The following is a 15121-nucleotide window of genomic DNA, read 5'->3' as shown; positions in this document are numbered from 1 at the left end:
GGCGCCAGGGTTCGAACCTGGGTAGGCTGAGCCGGCAGATTTACAGTCTCCCCGGCACAGGGCTCTGACCAGGCACTTTACCTCTTTCGGCAGCCGCCACCCCACAAATGCCCCACAGGCCGCCGCGATGACTTGTCGCGTCACTCAGGCGCCGATACGGGCGTCACATGTCGAGCACGAGAGACGCCTCATTTTCCGCCTGTACAGCTCGTGGCGGTCCGACTACGATGTCGGCAGCCGGTTGAGGCGGCTTCGTGGTGGTATCCACGTGGATGCAGGGGCCGAGGGGTGCCAACGTGATCACGACGGGGCGGCTGAGTCAGCGCGAGGTGACTCACGAGCCCGACTACGAGGCCGTCGGCATGCGTCGGTCCCACGCGACCAGCGACGTCGCCGGCAACCCTCACAATGAACAGCGGGTCAGCCTGCCGCTGGAGGCCATCGCCGCCGCCGCCGAGATCAATCCGCCGCCCGGCATGGATAACCTGCCCCAGAGCGCGGCTGAGATCTTTGTCGGCCGGGCCGGCGACCTGGAGAAGGTCCGGCGGGTGCTGACCCACGGCGAGGGCGTCATCGCCCAGCCGCGAGCCCTCCACGGGCTGGGCGGCGTCGGGAAGACCACCCTCGCGCTGCGCTACGCCCGCACCCACCGCATCGATTATCCACTCGTCTGGTGGATCGTGGCCGAGAGCCGCGAGCAGGTGGACTCGGCTCTAGCCGACCTCGCCGTCTTCCTGCATCCGGGGTGGGCCCTCACCGCGCTGCCGAAGCAGCAGACCGAGTGGGCCCTAGCCTGGCTGCGGGCACACCCCCGCTGGCTGATCGTCTTCGACAACGCCGAGGATCCGGCCGCGCTCGCCCCCTACCTGGGCCGGCTGCGCGGCCATGGCCATGTGCTCGTCACCAGCCGTCGCGCGGACGGCTGGCACACCAGCGCGCCGCCGATGCGCCTTAACGTGCTGGCGGCGGAGTCCTCGGCGGAGCTGCTGTGCGGCCTGGCGCTGCCAAACCGCGAGCCGACCGAGGCCGAACGGCTGGAGGTCATCGAACTGGCTGCGGCACTTGGCCACTTACCCTTGGCGCTCGCGCAGGCGGGTGCCTACCTGCACCAGACCGGCGTGTCCTTCGCCGCCTACCGTGCCCGCTTGGCGGCGACCCCCGCGACGGTGTTCAACACGACCACCGGGACGACCGACGCCACCCGGACCATCGCCAGGATCTGGCGGACCACGCTGCTCGCCATCGAGCGAACCGACCCGCAGGCCGCCACCCTGCTCCACGCCCTCGCCTGGTACGCGCCCGAGGCGGTGCCGCGCGATGCGCTCACGATGCCGACGATGGATGCCGCGCGCGTCGACGAGGCATTACGGCTGCTCGCTGACTACAACATGATCACGCTCACCGAGCGGGCCGTGACGGTCCACCGGCTCGTGCAGACGGTGTTGCGTGATCCGGCCCAGGCAGCGGAGGCTTCGTCATCGCAGGTGGCCCGCGATTGGGCGGAGTCCGCGATGATCCGGGCGCTGCCGGACGGACCGCGCACCGAGCGTGCGGTACAGGCCCGCTGGCAGGAACTGCTGCCGCACATCCAGGCGTTGGCCGCGACTCGACCGATCGGTCGGCGCCCCCGCGAAGGCGCGGTGCTGCTCTACCAACGGGCGGCTGAGGAGTTGGCCGAACGCGACCAGAAGACCCTGACCATCAGGCTGCTTCAGGCGGTAGTGGACGGCCGCGCGCTGCTACTCGGCCCCGACCACCAGGACACCCTCGACAGCCGACACGCGCTTGCGGTGGCGGAGGCCAAGGACGGCGATCCGTGGCGGGCGGTCACGCTGCTCCGGGAGCTGATCGATGACCGGACGCGCCGCAGCGGCCCGGAGGCCCCCGAAGTGCTGGCGGATCGCAACGCGTATGCCTCGGCACTCCGCGAGGCGGGCCGCCACAGGGAGGCCGTCACCGAGTACCAGGTCGTGGTGACACTCAGGACCCAGGTGTTGGGGCCCGAGCACCGTGACACGCTCGACAGCCGGGACCGCCTGGCGTATGCGCGGCAGATGGCCGGCGACCACCGGAAGGCCGTCGCCGAGTACGAGGCCGTGGTGACCGACCGAACACGCCTGTTCGGCGCCGACGATCCGTCGACGCTGACCAGCCGCAACAGCCTGGCCTACGCCTACCGAGCCGCCGGCGACCACAGGCACGCGATCGCTCTGTACAAGGCGGCGATCGGCGACCGTGCGCGGGTGCTCGGGCCCGTTCACCCCGACACCCTCACCAGCCGCGGCTGGCTGGCGCACGCTCACCGGGCTGCAAAGGACTACGAATCGGCCATTGCCGGGTTCACGTCCATCGTGGCCGACCGTACCCGGGTGCAGGGGTCCGACCACTCCGACACCTTCGACAGCCGCAACGACCTCGCCTACGCGCACCAGTGCGCCGGGGACACGACGAACGCGGTCCGGGAGTTGGCGGCGCTGGTCGCCGATCGCCGGCGGGTACAGGGCGCCGACCACCCGGGAACACTCACCGATCAGGAGAACTTCGCCTACGCGCTCCAAGCCGCCGGCGATCACCCGCGTGCCATCGGGCTGTACGAGAAGGCGGTGGCCGACCGCACCCGCGTTCAGGGCCCCAACCACCCAGCCACCCTGGGTGCCCGCGACAGCCTCGCCCACGCGTGCGTGACGGCCGGGGAACACCCCCGCGCCGTCCGGCTGTTCCTGGCCTTGGTGTCACGCCGCAGCCGGACCCAGGGACCGGATCACGAGGCCACTCTGGAGGTCCGTGACAGCGTCGCTTACGCCTACCGAACGGCCGGCGACCACGTTCGGGCGCTCGCCTGGTACGAGGCGGCCGTCGCCGACCGTGTCCGGGTACTGGGAGACCGGCACCCTCAGACGCTCAACAGCCGGCACGGGCTGGCGACCACCCGTCGGCTCGCGGGACAGCACGCTGCCGCCGTCGCCGAGTTCACGTCGCTCGTCGCGGACCGCGTGCGCTGGTACGGGCCCGACCACCCCGACACCCTGGGCGCCCGCACCGGCCTCGCCTACTCCCGCGAGTTCGTCGGCGACTCCGCCGGATCTGTGCGCGGCTTCGAGGCGCTTGTCGCGGACCACGTGCGCTGGTACGGGCCCGACCACCCCGACACCCTGGGCGCCCGCGCATGGCTGGCCCTGGCCTGCCGGAACGCGGGCCGTCACCGCCAGGCGATCGCTCAATACGAGGAACTTCTCCAGGACCGTGTGCGCCTCAACGGGGCACATCACCCCACTGTGCTCGACGCTCGGGGGGAACTCGCCCATGCCTGGCAGGCGGCAGGCGACCACCGCAGGGCCGCAGGGCTGTTCGACGCACTGGTTCAGGATCGGATCGCCGCTCAGGGCGTCGACCACCCGGACGTGCTCAATACCAGAAGCAATCTGGCCGAGGCATACCGGGCCGCAGGCGATCACCACCGGGCCATCGAGGGCTACGAGGCGCTGCTGGCTGACATCACCCGGGTGCGCGGCGCTGACCACCTCGACACGCTCGCCTGCCGCAACGGCCTCGCATTCACCAGGCGGTTTGCCGGAGACCTGTCGAGCGCGTTACGGGAGTTCGAGACACTGGTCGACGACCGCACCCGCGTGCAGGGGGCGGATCACCTGAACACGTTGCTCAGCCGGACTAATCTCGCCTATGCCTGCCGAGAGGCAGGCGACACCCTCCGTGCGGTGGCGCTCTCCGAGGACGTGGTCACCGACTCCGTCCGGCTGTTCGGCCCTGACCATCCCGTGACGCTCGCCCAGCGCCGTAATCTGGCGTTCGCCTGCCGCAAGGCCAGGCATCTCACCCGAGCCATCCGGGTTTATGAAGACCTGTTGAGAGACCAACTCCGTGTGCAGGGCCCGAACCACCGTGCCACGCTGGACACCAGGGACCTCCTCGCCGGAGCGTGGCTGGAAACGCGGCGGTATGCGGATGCCCTGCGAGAGTTCGAGACCCTGGCCGCTGACCGCACCCGCGTGCAGGGGGCAGATCACCAGGACACGCTGATCAGCAGGGCCAACGTCGCCTATACCTGCCACCAGGCAGAAGACCATCGCCGAGCCGTAGCCCTCTACCAGGAGCTGGTCGACGACTACACCCGGGTGTTTGGCGCGGAGCACCCGTACGTGCTCGACATCCGTCGGGTACACGCGGTGGCCGTCCGTGCGGCAGGTGACCACCGGCGCGCCATCGCCCTGTACGAGGCCCTGCTCGCGGACTTCGCACGCGTGCAGGGCACGGACCACCTCGAGACGCTCGCCTGCCGCAACGCCCTGGCCTTCGCGCGGCAATTGGCCGGGCAGCACCAGGCGGCGGTGCCCGAGTTCGAGGCGCTCGTGGCGGACCGCACCAGAGTGCAAGGCACCGACCACGATGCGACCTTGACAAGCCGGGCGAATCTCGCCTTCGCCTGTCAGGATGCGGGCGACCACGACCGGGCGGTGCGGCTTCGCCGGGAGCTCGTGGCCGACCGGGAGCGGTTGCACGGCACGGACGACCAAATGGTCCTCATCGATCGGGAGTGGCTCGCGTTCGCCCACAGCCTCGCCGGTGACCACCACCGTGCCGTGCCCCTGTATGAGGAGGTGGCGGCGGACTGGGCCAGAGTGTTCGGTCCTGATCACCGCGACACCCTCGACACCCGCTTGGGAGTGGCCTATTCCCACCGGCGCGCCGGGGCCTATCGGGGGGCCGTTGAGTTGTATATTGCGCTGCTCGCCGACTTCGAGCGCGTGCAGGGCGCGGAGCACGTGGACACGCTCAGGTGCCGCGGCGAACTCGCGTTCACACGCTACCTGGCCGGGGAATACGTCACGGCGATCCGGGGATTCGAGGAACTGGTCGCCGATCGCGTCCGCGTGCAGGGCCCCAACCACCCCGACATGTTCTCCAACCGCTACGACCTCGCCCTGGCCTACCAGGCCGCCGGCGAACACGAGCGCGCGAAGTCGCTCTACGAGCGGCTCGCCGCCGACCGGGCCCTGGTCCAGGGCCCCGACCACAAGGCTACCCTGGGCACCCGCGGCGCCTTCGCCCTCGCCGCCATCGCGCAAGGTGAGGCCGAACTCGCCGTCTCCCACTGCGAGGCGCTCCTCGCGAATCACGCCCGCGTGCTGGGCGACGACCACGAGGAGACCGTCGCCAGCCGCGAGCGGCTCGCCTACACTTGTCAGCAGGCCGGCGACATTGAGCGGGCGATCGGGCTCTTCGAGGCCGCCATCACCGAGCGCGCCCGGGTCCTTGGTCTCGGCTGCCCGGACACCTCCGCGGGCGTCGCCGCCGCGCACGAACGAGGCCGTGACGCGCTGCCCACGGTGATCGCCTACCAGGCGCGCTTCCAGGACCGCAACCATCCCACCGCCATCGACGCGCTTGCCCGGGCGTACGGCCAGGCCGGGGACTGGGCACGGGCCGCAGCGCTGTTCCGCGCGGTCGCCGCCGGCCGGGCACAGATCTTGGGCGAACGCCACCCCGACACCCTGGAGAGCCGTGTCGGCGCAGTCCTGGCTCGCGCCGCGGCGGGCGAGCAGCGGGAGGCGACCGCCGCCGACTCGCGGCTGCTCGTGGACTGGCAGCGGGTGTTCGGCCCGGACCACCCCCGAGTCCGGGCACTCAGGCAGCAGCTCGCGCCACTTCGTCCCGCCTGGATGACCCGGCTCACACTGCTGGCCGACGAGGTGCGCGTCGGCGACGAGGTGCGCATCGGGCTCCGTCTGGAACGCACCGGGCCGCCGACGGAACCGCAGGCGCCGGAGCTGCCGTTGCTCCTCCTCGTCGCCACCAGCCGCTCCGCCGCCACCATCGAGCCGCCGGTGGCGGAGTACGTCTCCGGAGGAGAGCCCGCCGAGTTCGTCTTCACGGCGTCGGAACCGGGCGCGCACCGCCTGCGTTTCACCGTGTACGACCGCGATTTCGGCGTCGTGCTCCAGGACTTGCAGACTGACATCGACGTGCTGGCGGGCAGGCCGCAGCACGTCCTCGACCCAGCCGACCGCAGGAGGAACTGAGCAGGTGGCGAAAGAGTTGGTGGTCGACGTACTCCACAATCCTTCGCTCGATTTCACTGCCTTTCCCCCACACGGAGGCGACCAGAACGCTCCGGCCTGGGAGCGGGGCCCCCTCGATCTCATAGTGACGCTCCGCGAGCACCACCCGGGCCGGCTACACATATCCGCGTACCGCCCCACGCAACGCACCCCGAAAAATGGAACTCACCACGCCTATCTCGACGTTCCACCGGCCGAAATCCTCCAGTTGGCGGCCCGGCTCCGCAGTATCTGGCGGGACAAGCTGGTGCGCTACCAGCCGGTCGACGCGGAGGGCATGCCCGTGGGCGGCCACCCGTTCAGCGAGGCGATGGACCTCTCGCCACACGCCGACGAGGCCCGGCGCCTGACCGCTGAGCTCGCCGACGAGGGCCAGTACCTGCTGGAGCGCCTGCTAGACGGAACCGGGCGCGAGATGGCAGGATTCCGTGCCTACCTCACCGACATCCTCGCGAGCGAAGAGGGTTTGCGCGTCTCCTTCGACTCGGACCTCCACCTGCCCTGGCCGATGCTCGCGGTGCCACCGCCGCAAGGGCACCCCCTCCACCACGGATTCCTCGGCTACCGACACCAGGTGGAGCAGACCGGAGCCTCGGCCTACCCCGCCATCCATGTCGAAGCCACCAGCCGCCCCTTCCCCGTCACCAGCCTCAATACCGACTCCACCCTCGACACCGTCGGCCGCGCCCCCGACGTCCGCAAACTACTCGAGGAGCGTTCCCAACTCACCGTGCGTACCCACTCGGAGGGGCTGCTCGGCGCGCTCGCCGAGCCGGTGCTCGACGAGGATGTCATGTACTTCTGGTGCCACGGCGCCTTCGTCGACAACGGCTCCCCCCACCCCCACCTGGCCGTCCGGCTCTCCGACAGCCAGCCCATCGATGCCGCCCTGATGGAGCGCAAACGTCGGCGCCACGTCGACTCCGCCGACGCGTTCTTCCACCCCTTCGTGCTGCTCAACGCCTGCCACTCCGGCCAGACATCTCCGGAGCCCGGGCTGGAACACCTCGGCAGCGCGCTGGTCAACCTGGGAGCGGACGGGGTGCTCGGGCCGCAGATTGAAATCCCCCAACTCTTCGCGTCCGAATACGCCTTCGAGTTCCTCGATCGCTACCTGACCGGGGACAGCACCGCCGGGGAGATCGCCATGGCGCTCGCCCAGCAGTTCACCGACCGGTTCCACAACCCGCTGGCCCTGACCTACTCGGTGTACTGCGGCATCGACAGCCGGCTGGAGACCGTGCTGTGAAGCAGTCCTCGTCCGCGCTGGGGCGGGGCGCGACGGTCACCCCGACCGTCATCCACCTGGACGAGAAGGGCCGGTTACGTGCCCCGGGCAGCGCGGCGCCCGTCCCGCCGGACCGGGTCGCCGAGCATCTCGCCCGCCACCTGCACGTTCCGGAGCGTGCCACCGATCTCTACGTCTACGTGCACGGCTGGCAGACCGCCGCAGACAGCGCCGTCCGCAGTGCGACCCGCCTACTCGGGCAGGCCAGGAGCCTGGTCACCGCCAGACCGGACATGTATCCGGACCTCTCGGGCGGCTACCGCCCTTGGTGCCTGGTCATCTGTTGGCCATCCTCCAGCCTGCCGTCTCTCGCCGGTTACCGTCGGATCCGCGATCGGGCCCACGCGATGAGTACGCCGGGCGTTGGGCAGGCCGCCCACGTCCTCGGGCATCTGCTGGGCTATCTGGACGTGTGTCGGGCCAACCCCGCCGACCCGGCGGTGCTCGCCAACCGGCACGGGCAGTATCTCCACCTCCTCGGCCACTCCTTCGGCGGCCGGTTCCTCTGCGAAGCTGTGCAGTGGGCGGCCGAGCCGACCCAGCTGCCGCGCGTGCTGAGCTGGAGCAACGCTGTGGACCCACGGCGTCCGTTCACCGTGGACAGCGCGCTCGTCTTCCAGATGGCCGCGCCCCGCGACAGTTTCGATGTCCTCTTCCCCACACTGTTCCGGTCCGACGAATCGCCGGCCGCCCCGTTGCGGGGACCACTGGTGCTCACCTACTCCCGCTGGGACCGGGCCACCGGCTTCTGGCACCTGCGGGCGGAAGGCGCCCCCGGCATCGGCCACTCCGGAGCCGGCACAGCACCAGTGCATCCCTTTCACACCCGACTGCTCACGGTCGACGAGCCGTACGCGCGGAACCTGCTCGACCACCGCATCGTCAACGTTGACGCCGGCTGGCGCTTCCGCGGCGGACGCGTGAGCCGCATGCTTCCTGCCGGCGCGCACTCCGACTTCCACCACCCCGAGTCCGCACACCTCGCGCTCAGTCTCTCCACGCTGTCGCGCTGAGCCCCGACCCAGCGTCCGTGTACGGTCTTTGACAGCGCCATCACCCCGTCGCCGTCGCTCCCTGTTCCAACCCTCGGCCGTCCCGAAGGACGACCGCCACCCCCTGGGTGCTGGTGACCGCGAGGGAGCCGGGCCGTTCCAACCCTCGGCCGTCCCGGAGGACGGCCGCCACCAGCGGGCCCTCGCCGGCCGTGACCAGGAGCTCGAGGTTCCAACCCTCGGCCGTCCCGGAGGACGGCGTGGCGGCCGTCCGCGAGGGCGGCCGTAGGTTGGAACACCACGAGTGCCCCAGCTGCCAGGCCACCCCGGGTGGCGGCCGTCCCCGAGGGCAGCCGTGGGTGGGAACGTGGTCGCCGTGGTGGGCGGCCGCTTACCGCCCACGTGGCGGCCGTCCGCAAGGACGGCCGTGGATTGGAACCGCCTCTGGCGGCTCATCCAATCCCGCGCCGAGTAGTGGCAGCCGTACGGATTTCGACGTTGTGCCGACACCCACCCCCGCACTCGTGCATGCTCGTGGCTGAAGCGCCACCGTGATCAGTCGGGGGACTCGGCCATGCGACGCGCCAGAGCACCCTGGGTAGCGGGTTGTCGGCGCACCAGCGAGGAGGAGTAGCGATGGGCTGGCGAATCGAGAAGTTCGGGTCGTCCCACGAGGGCGCTCCGGGGGCCGTTCTGCCCGACGGCAGCGAACCCAAGCCGGTGTACTTCGACGCCGGCAGCGGTGGCGGCAGCGGTGCCGAGATGAGCGACTGGTGGATCTACGACGGCTCCCTGGGGGCGCCGCGGGCGGCGAGCCTGCGTGGCTCCTGCTCGTGCGGGTGGCGCGGCACCAACCGCTACCCGATCGACTGGGACGGTCTCGACGACCTTCGTGACGCGGACATCGCGGCCCAGCACGACGACTGGGAGCAGCACCTTGAGGAGGTCAGGTCACAATCGGTGCCACTCCCACTCGGCGTTGAGGAACTACTCGAACAACTCGACATGCGGTTGAGCGCGTTGGCCGACGACGCGCCCTTGGCAGCGTTGAAGGCGATCGCCGTACTGGAGCGCGCCACCCAGCGCATCGGCCGCCGGGCCACCCACGCGGTCCTTGCCGACGACGTGTCGTGGGAAACGATCGGCCAGGCCCTGGGCATGACCGCGGATGACGCGCACTCGCGTCTGCTCACGTATCACTTTCGGCACTGACGGACCATCGCCCACCAGCCCTGGCCTGCCCCCCGAGGATCGGTGGCGGATCGGCGAACCCAACACGGCGTCCGCGCGGAGGCCAACCACGACTCCCCGGTGAAGAGGTCCTGCAAGCAGGGTCAGACGGCTGCCGTGTCCTTCATGGATCTGACGGGGAAGCATCGCCGCGTCGGCCAGGGCGGCGAGGTAGCTTTCGGAGCAGCCGGTGCCGGCGGCAGTATGGCCTGGCGGTAGCTGTGGTCCACGGCGTCGCCGGCGGCGAAGACGCCGGGGATGTTGGTTCGGGTGGTGGGGGACTCGACCGCGGAGGTAGCCCTCGGGGTCGAGGTCGAGTTGGCCGGTGAACAGTTCGACGCGCGGGTCGTGGCCGATGGCGACGAAGAGGCCGGCGACCGGAAGCGCGAAGGTCTCGCCGGTGCGGGTGCTGCGCAGGGACAGCCCGGAGAGCTTGCCGTCGGTGCCCTCGATCTCGGCGACCTCGCTGTCCCAGATGAACTTGATCTTGGGGTCGGCGAAGGCGCGCTCCTGCATGGCCTTGGAGGCGCGCAGAGTGTCCCAGCGGTGCACGACGGTGACCGTCGAGCGAAACGGTTGAGGAAGACGGCCTCCTCCATGGCCGTGTCGCCGCCACCGATCACCGCGATGTCCTGCTCACGGAAGAAGAAGCCGTCACACGTCGCGCAGTAGGAGACGCCACGACCCGAGAGCGCGTCCTCCTTCTCCAGGCCCAGCTTGCGGTGCTGGAAGTGGGTAGTCACGTCCGTGCAGGGCCGTGAGTTCCGCCGGCCTGAGGGCCGGCGGAACCCCAGAAGGAATATGGGTTCAGCCTCGTGCGGTGGCGGGCAGCCAGTGGTTCAGGCGGCGGTCCACCCACTGCACCAGGCCAACGGCGACCAAGGCGACGGTGATCACGGCGAGCAGTACGGCTAGGACGCTCTCGCTGTCGAAGCGGCCTCCGGCCTGGGTGAGGACCCGTCCGAGGCCGACGACGGCGATGAACATCTCGCCGTTGATCATGCCGGTCACGGCCCGGCCGACGCCCAGCCGAACTCCGGACATCGCCAGCGGCAGGGCGGCGGGGAGTACCACTCGTAGGAGGAGTTGTCGTTCGCTCGCCCCGTACAGCTGTGCCATCTCGATCAGGTGCCGGGGCACGGCCCGTACGGCGGAGGCGGTGCTGATGACGATGATGAACAGCGAGTACATCACCACCACGGCGACGATCGACGCCCGGCCGGGCCCGAAGAGGGAGAAGAACACCGGTGCGAACACGAGAGATGGCGCGGTCAGCAGGGCGTACATGTAGACGCTGAGCGCGGCGTCAACCGCGCGGTAGCGTCCCATCAGCAGGCCGAGCGTGAGGCCGAGGGTGAGCGAGATACCGAAGCCGAGGCCGAGGTTGAGGAGGCTCGACAGCAGGCTGCCGAGAATCATCCCGTCCGCGGTCATCTCCCACAGCCGAGCGATCACGGCACCGGCGGGCGGGAGGTACGCCTGGTCGAGGAGACGGGCGGCGACCTCCCACACGACCGCCCCGATCAGCAGGCTCACCAGCGGCGCCGGAGCCAGGTTCACCGCGCGGGCCAGGCCGCGACCGCGCCGGGCGGGCGCCGGCCGGACGGCGACAGCGGGGGCCTTGACGTTCATCCGGTCACCTCCCGCGCGCCGCCCGCCGCCGCGGTGGCCCGATGGTCGGGGTGCATGGTGCGCAGGCTGCGCCAAAGGCGGGAGGTGATGGCGGTGAACTCCGGTGACCGTTCGAGGTCGTCGACGTGGGCGGACCTGGGGCGGGGGATGTCCACTGGCACGATCTCCGCGACCCGTCCCGGGCGGGGGCTCATCAGGACGACCCGGTCGCCCAGCATGACGGCCTCCTCCATGCTGTGGGTGATGAACACAACGGTCAGCCGGCGCCGTTCCCAGATGCCGAGCAACTCCTCCTGGAGGATGCGTCGGGTCTGCTCGTCCAGGGCGCCGAACGGCTCGTCCATCAGCAGCACCTGGGGCTCGATGGCCAACGCCCTGGCCAGGCCGACCCGTTGCTGCATGCCGCCGGAGAGCTCGCCCGGCAGCCGGGACTCGAAGCCGCCGAGGCCGACGAGTTCGATCAGCTCTCTCGCCTTTTCGTGCCGGACGGCCTTGGCCTCGCCGCGCAGTTGGAGGCCGAACGCGATGTTGTCCAGCACGGTCGCCCAGGGGAGCAGTGCGAAGTTCTGGAAGACCATGGCGCGTTCGGGGCCAGGGCCGCGCACCGGGGCGCCGTCCACCAGGATCTCGCCCTCGTCCCAGTCGATGAGGCCGGCGATCGCGCGCAGCAGGGTGGTCTTGCCGCAACCGCTGGGGCCCAGGATGGTAAGGAACTCGTTGTCGCCGACGACGAGTTCGATGTCGCTGAGCGCGTGGACCTGGCTGCCCTCCCGTCCCGTGAACTTCTTGGTGACGCCTCGGATCTCGATCACGACGTGCTCCTAGGGGAGTTCTGGGGTGCCGCCCACGGGGTGGCGCGGCGCTCGATCCAGCGGGCTATGGCGATGAGGACGAGCGCCTCGACGAGGATGACGACGATGGTCGCGTAGAGCTTCGGGGCCTCGAACAGGCTTCGGTACTCGAGCATCAGGCCGCCGAATCCGACGGAGACCATGAGGAGTTCGACGATCACCATGCCGGTGATGGCGCGGCCGAGGCCAAGCCGGATCCCTGTCATGATGGCTGGGAGCGCGCCGGGCAGCAGGATCCGCCGCCAGATCTGTGCCTCGGTCGCCCCATGTACGCGGCTCATCTCGATCAGCGAGGGGTCGATCCCCCGGATGCCGGCTCGGGCGTTGACGATCACCATGACGACGGAGAACAGGGTCACCAGGATCACGCGGGAAGCCAGCCCGAAGCCGACCGACATCACCAGCAGGGGGATGATGCCGGCCATCGGCGTCACCAGCAGGATGCTGAGGTAGATGTCGGTGTAGCGCTCGACGAGCCGGAAGCGACCGAGCAGCAGTCCGGCCGGCACGCCGAGCAGCACGGAGGCCGCGAAGCCGAGCACCAGCGCCTGGTTGCTGAGGTACAGCGCGCGCCACAGCTCCCCGTCGCCCAGCAGTTCGATGGTGGCGGCGGCCGTCTCGGAGAACGGCGGAAGCAGGATGCCGCCCTGGTAGCGCCCGTACAGCTCCCAGGCCACGGCGAAGACAACGAAGGTCAGCAGTTGGTAGGGCAGGGTGGATCGGGCGGCGGCGCGCAGCAGGGTGAGCCAGCTGCCGGGGGCGGGATGCGTCGTGGTCATGAGTTCTCCCCGTCGCTCGGATTCTCCGGGTCGACGAAGCTGAGGTCGGCGACATCGGAGGCCCGCATCGGGCCGATGACTCCCGCATCGGCGAAGAAGTCGACCGTGTCCTGGACGCTCTCCTCGGTCAGCCCGCCCGCGTCGAAGAGCCCGGCGTCGACATAGCGGGAGGCCAGTTCATCGAGCGAGGCGTCGTCGTAGTCGGCATAGGCGTCGGGCAGATGGCGGCGGACGAGCGCGGCGAGGTAGCCGTCCTCGGTGTTGATCCGTGCGTGTTCGGCGACCAGCGCGTCGACGAAGGTCTGACTGGCCTCCGGGTGACCGGTGAGGTAGTCCTCGTTGGCGTACACCGTCTGTGGGTGGAGCCCGGGGAAGATCTCGGCGAAGTCGGCAAGGCGGGGCAGTTCCCCGCTGGCGTTCCGCTCCAGGGTGATGGCATCGGTCAACTCCAGGGCGGTCGCGTCGATCTGCCCGGTCAGCAGCGCCTGGGCCCGGGCATCCGAGCCGCCGATGGTCAGGTACTCGGGGCGCGCCCCGTCGGAGCACTCGTGCTCCACCCACTGCCGGACCATCGCCGTGGCGACGGCCCCCTCGCTGAAGATCCCGAACGGCCGGCCGTCCAGTTGGTCGCAGCTGGTCTGCTGGTCGCTCCCGTAGACCGCCCACTGGTTGCCAATGACGTCGGCGACGATGCGGATCGGAGCTCCCTTGGATATGGCGATCAGGGCTGGGCTGGTGGACTCGGCGGAGAACTGGTAGTCGCCGCGCACCAGCCCCTCGATGGCCAGTTCCGGTTCGGCTGCCTCCTGGACCGAGACGTCGTACCCCTGCTGCCGCACCGTCTCGATGGCGGCCAGCAACGGGACGCTGGTGATGTCGGGTTCGATCAGCGCGACGGTGAAGGAGGTGTCGGTGCCGCCCCCGCCGCAGCCGGAGAGGGCAGTGGCGAGGACGAGGGACGCGCCGAGGATCGCGACATCCCGCCGGATGCGTTTTCGGACTCGCCCGGTTCCCAGTGATCGGACGGATGGGTTCGACAATGGACCGCACCTCTCTGGGAATTGCCACCGGGGGTTTGTCGCTTCCGGCATCGGCATGCCATGCTGGCTATGCATACGATTGCGCCTACGAATGCATCATGTGGCCGTCCAACGGGCATCGTCAACCCGTCTGCACCAGGAAAGATTCGCGGGGACAGCCGAGCCCGGCCGAGAAGAGAGGTGGCCCTTGACCGCACAAGGGGGTACGAGGCGGAACGCGAAACGACGGCCCACCATGGCCGATGTGGCGCGGATCGCCGGGGTGAACCAGTCGACGGTCTCCCGCGCCCTGGATGAACGGAACCCCTTCTCCCGCAGCGAGACGGCGGCCCGCATCCGGGAGGTGGCCCGTCAGGTCGGCTACACCCCCAACACGTCGGCCGCCAGTCTGCGCCGGCAGAGCACCAGGACCATCGGCGTGATCGTCCCGCGCCTGACCGACACCGTGATGGCGATGCTGTACGAGGAGATCGCCGCTGCATGCCGCGAACAGGGCCTGCACGCCCTGGTGGCCACCACGCACGACGATCCGGTCGTCGAGTCGGAGCAGGGGCGGCTGCTGCTTGACCGCATGGTCGACGGTCTGATCCTGACGACCGCCAGGCTCGACACCGGCCGGGAGCTGATCGCCGAACTCACCTCGCGCGAGGTGCCGTACGCGCTGGCCCTGCGCAGCGACGGCCGCGGCCCGGCGGCCGTCGGCGACGACCGGCTCGGCGGCTTCCTCGCCGCCCGGCACCTGATCGACCTCGGGCACCGGAGGATCGCCGTGGTCGCCGGCCCCGGCCACGCCTCCAACGCCGTGGGCCGGGTCGCGGGCTTCCGCCAGGCGCTCACCGAGGCCGGCCTGCCGGTCGACGAACGCCTCGTGGTCGCCTCGGACTTCTCCATGGAGAGCGGCGAGAGTGTCGCGGCCGAGCTGCTGTCCAGGCCGGCCGCCGATCGACCGACGGCCGTGATGACCGTCAACGACAACACGGCGGTCGGCGTCCTGGCCGCCGCCCGCCGGCTGGGGCTCTCCGTTCCGGATCAGCTGTCCGTCGTCGGGTACAACGACACCCCGCTGGCTGCCAGGTTGCCCGTGCCCCTGACCAGTGTCCGGGTCCCGCTGCGGGAGATTGGCCGCGGCGCCGTCGCCCTGCTCGTCGGCGCCATCGAGGGCCGGCCGGGCACCTCCCAGGTCTACGCCCCCACCCTGATACCGAGGGAGTCCTCCGCCGCCCCGGTGTGAC

At 70.2% G+C, this 15121-nt stretch carries 9 protein-coding genes and 1 pseudogene; 5 read left to right on the top strand and 5 right to left on the bottom strand.

Going from position 1 to position 15121, the window contains the following annotated elements:
* Positions 1-296: 296 nt before the first annotated feature.
* The 4 genes from fxsT (at position 297) to ACYVPE_RS02460 (ending at position 9569) form a co-directional block, all read left to right on the top strand.
* Positions 297-6038 carry an FxSxx-COOH system tetratricopeptide repeat protein gene (fxsT, locus tag ACYVPE_RS02475; RefSeq protein WP_461031672.1) on the top strand — a complete coding sequence of 1914 codons (5742 nt, stop codon included), beginning with the start codon at positions 297-299 and terminating at the stop codon, positions 6036-6038.
* Between the two features lie 247 nt (positions 6039-6285).
* Positions 6286-7326 (top strand): CHAT domain-containing protein, encoded by a 1041-nt coding sequence (locus tag ACYVPE_RS02470; protein WP_461031671.1) that lies wholly within the window; start codon positions 6286-6288, stop codon positions 7324-7326.
* Positions 7323-8378, top strand: a complete 1056-nt coding sequence (locus ACYVPE_RS02465; RefSeq protein WP_461031670.1) for a hypothetical protein — start codon at positions 7323-7325, stop codon at positions 8376-8378. The genes ACYVPE_RS02470 and ACYVPE_RS02465 overlap by 4 nt, the downstream gene beginning before the upstream one ends.
* 615 nt (positions 8379-8993) lie before the next feature.
* A complete protein-coding gene (locus tag ACYVPE_RS02460) occupies positions 8994-9569 on the top strand; it encodes a hypothetical protein (RefSeq protein ID WP_461031669.1) in 576 nt (191 codons plus the stop codon).
* Positions 9570-9737: 168 nt separating this feature from the next.
* Here the strand turns inward: ACYVPE_RS02460 and ACYVPE_RS02455 are convergent.
* The 5 genes and pseudogenes from ACYVPE_RS02455 to ACYVPE_RS02435 form a co-directional block, all read right to left on the bottom strand.
* A pseudogene (locus ACYVPE_RS02455) lies at positions 9738-10330 on the bottom strand (NAD(P)/FAD-dependent oxidoreductase); the annotation flags it as partial.
* Between the two features lie 64 nt (positions 10331-10394).
* Positions 10395-11219 (bottom strand): ABC transporter permease, encoded by an 825-nt coding sequence (locus ACYVPE_RS02450; RefSeq protein ID WP_461031668.1) that lies wholly within the window; start codon positions 11217-11219, stop codon positions 10395-10397.
* A complete protein-coding gene (locus tag ACYVPE_RS02445) occupies positions 11216-12031 on the bottom strand; it encodes an ABC transporter ATP-binding protein (protein ID WP_461031667.1) in 816 nt (271 codons plus the stop codon). The genes ACYVPE_RS02450 and ACYVPE_RS02445 overlap by 4 nt, the downstream gene beginning before the upstream one ends.
* The gene (locus tag ACYVPE_RS02440) at positions 12028-12849 is read right to left on the bottom strand and encodes an ABC transporter permease (RefSeq protein WP_461031666.1); all 822 of its coding nucleotides are present in this window, start codon (positions 12847-12849) and stop codon (positions 12028-12030) included. The genes ACYVPE_RS02445 and ACYVPE_RS02440 overlap by 4 nt, the downstream gene beginning before the upstream one ends.
* Positions 12846-13889, bottom strand: coding sequence for an ABC transporter substrate-binding protein (locus ACYVPE_RS02435; RefSeq protein ID WP_461031665.1), 1044 nt, complete (start codon positions 13887-13889; stop codon positions 12846-12848). The genes ACYVPE_RS02440 and ACYVPE_RS02435 overlap by 4 nt, the downstream gene beginning before the upstream one ends.
* A gap of 235 nt (positions 13890-14124) precedes the next feature.
* Here ACYVPE_RS02435 and ACYVPE_RS02430 point away from each other — a divergent pair, with 235 nt between their 5' ends.
* On the top strand, positions 14125-15120 hold the full coding sequence (locus ACYVPE_RS02430) for a LacI family DNA-binding transcriptional regulator (RefSeq protein WP_461031664.1): 996 nt from the start codon (positions 14125-14127) through the stop codon (positions 15118-15120).
* The last annotated feature ends 1 nt before the right edge of the window (position 15121 follow it).

The sequence above is a fragment of the Streptomyces mayteni genome, from assembly GCF_054783955.1.
Note: the sequence above shows the minus strand (reverse complement) of the source record. Positions and strands in the feature narration are given on the sequence as shown.

What these genes read in the sequence shown, in the direction of transcription:
- ACYVPE_RS02430 (WP_461031664.1), top strand. Translation starts at nt 14,125, where the DNA reads ATGGCCGATGTGGCGCGGATCGCCGGGGTGAACCAGTCGACGGTCTCC.
- ACYVPE_RS02440 (WP_461031666.1), bottom strand. Translation starts at nt 12,849, where the DNA reads ATGACCACGACGCATCCCGCCCCCGGCAGCTGGCTCACCCTGCTGCGC.
- ACYVPE_RS02460 (WP_461031669.1), top strand. Translation starts at nt 8,994, where the DNA reads ATGGGCTGGCGAATCGAGAAGTTCGGGTCGTCCCACGAGGGCGCTCCG.
- ACYVPE_RS02450 (WP_461031668.1), bottom strand. Translation starts at nt 11,219, where the DNA reads ATGAACGTCAAGGCCCCCGCTGTCGCCGTCCGGCCGGCGCCCGCCCGG.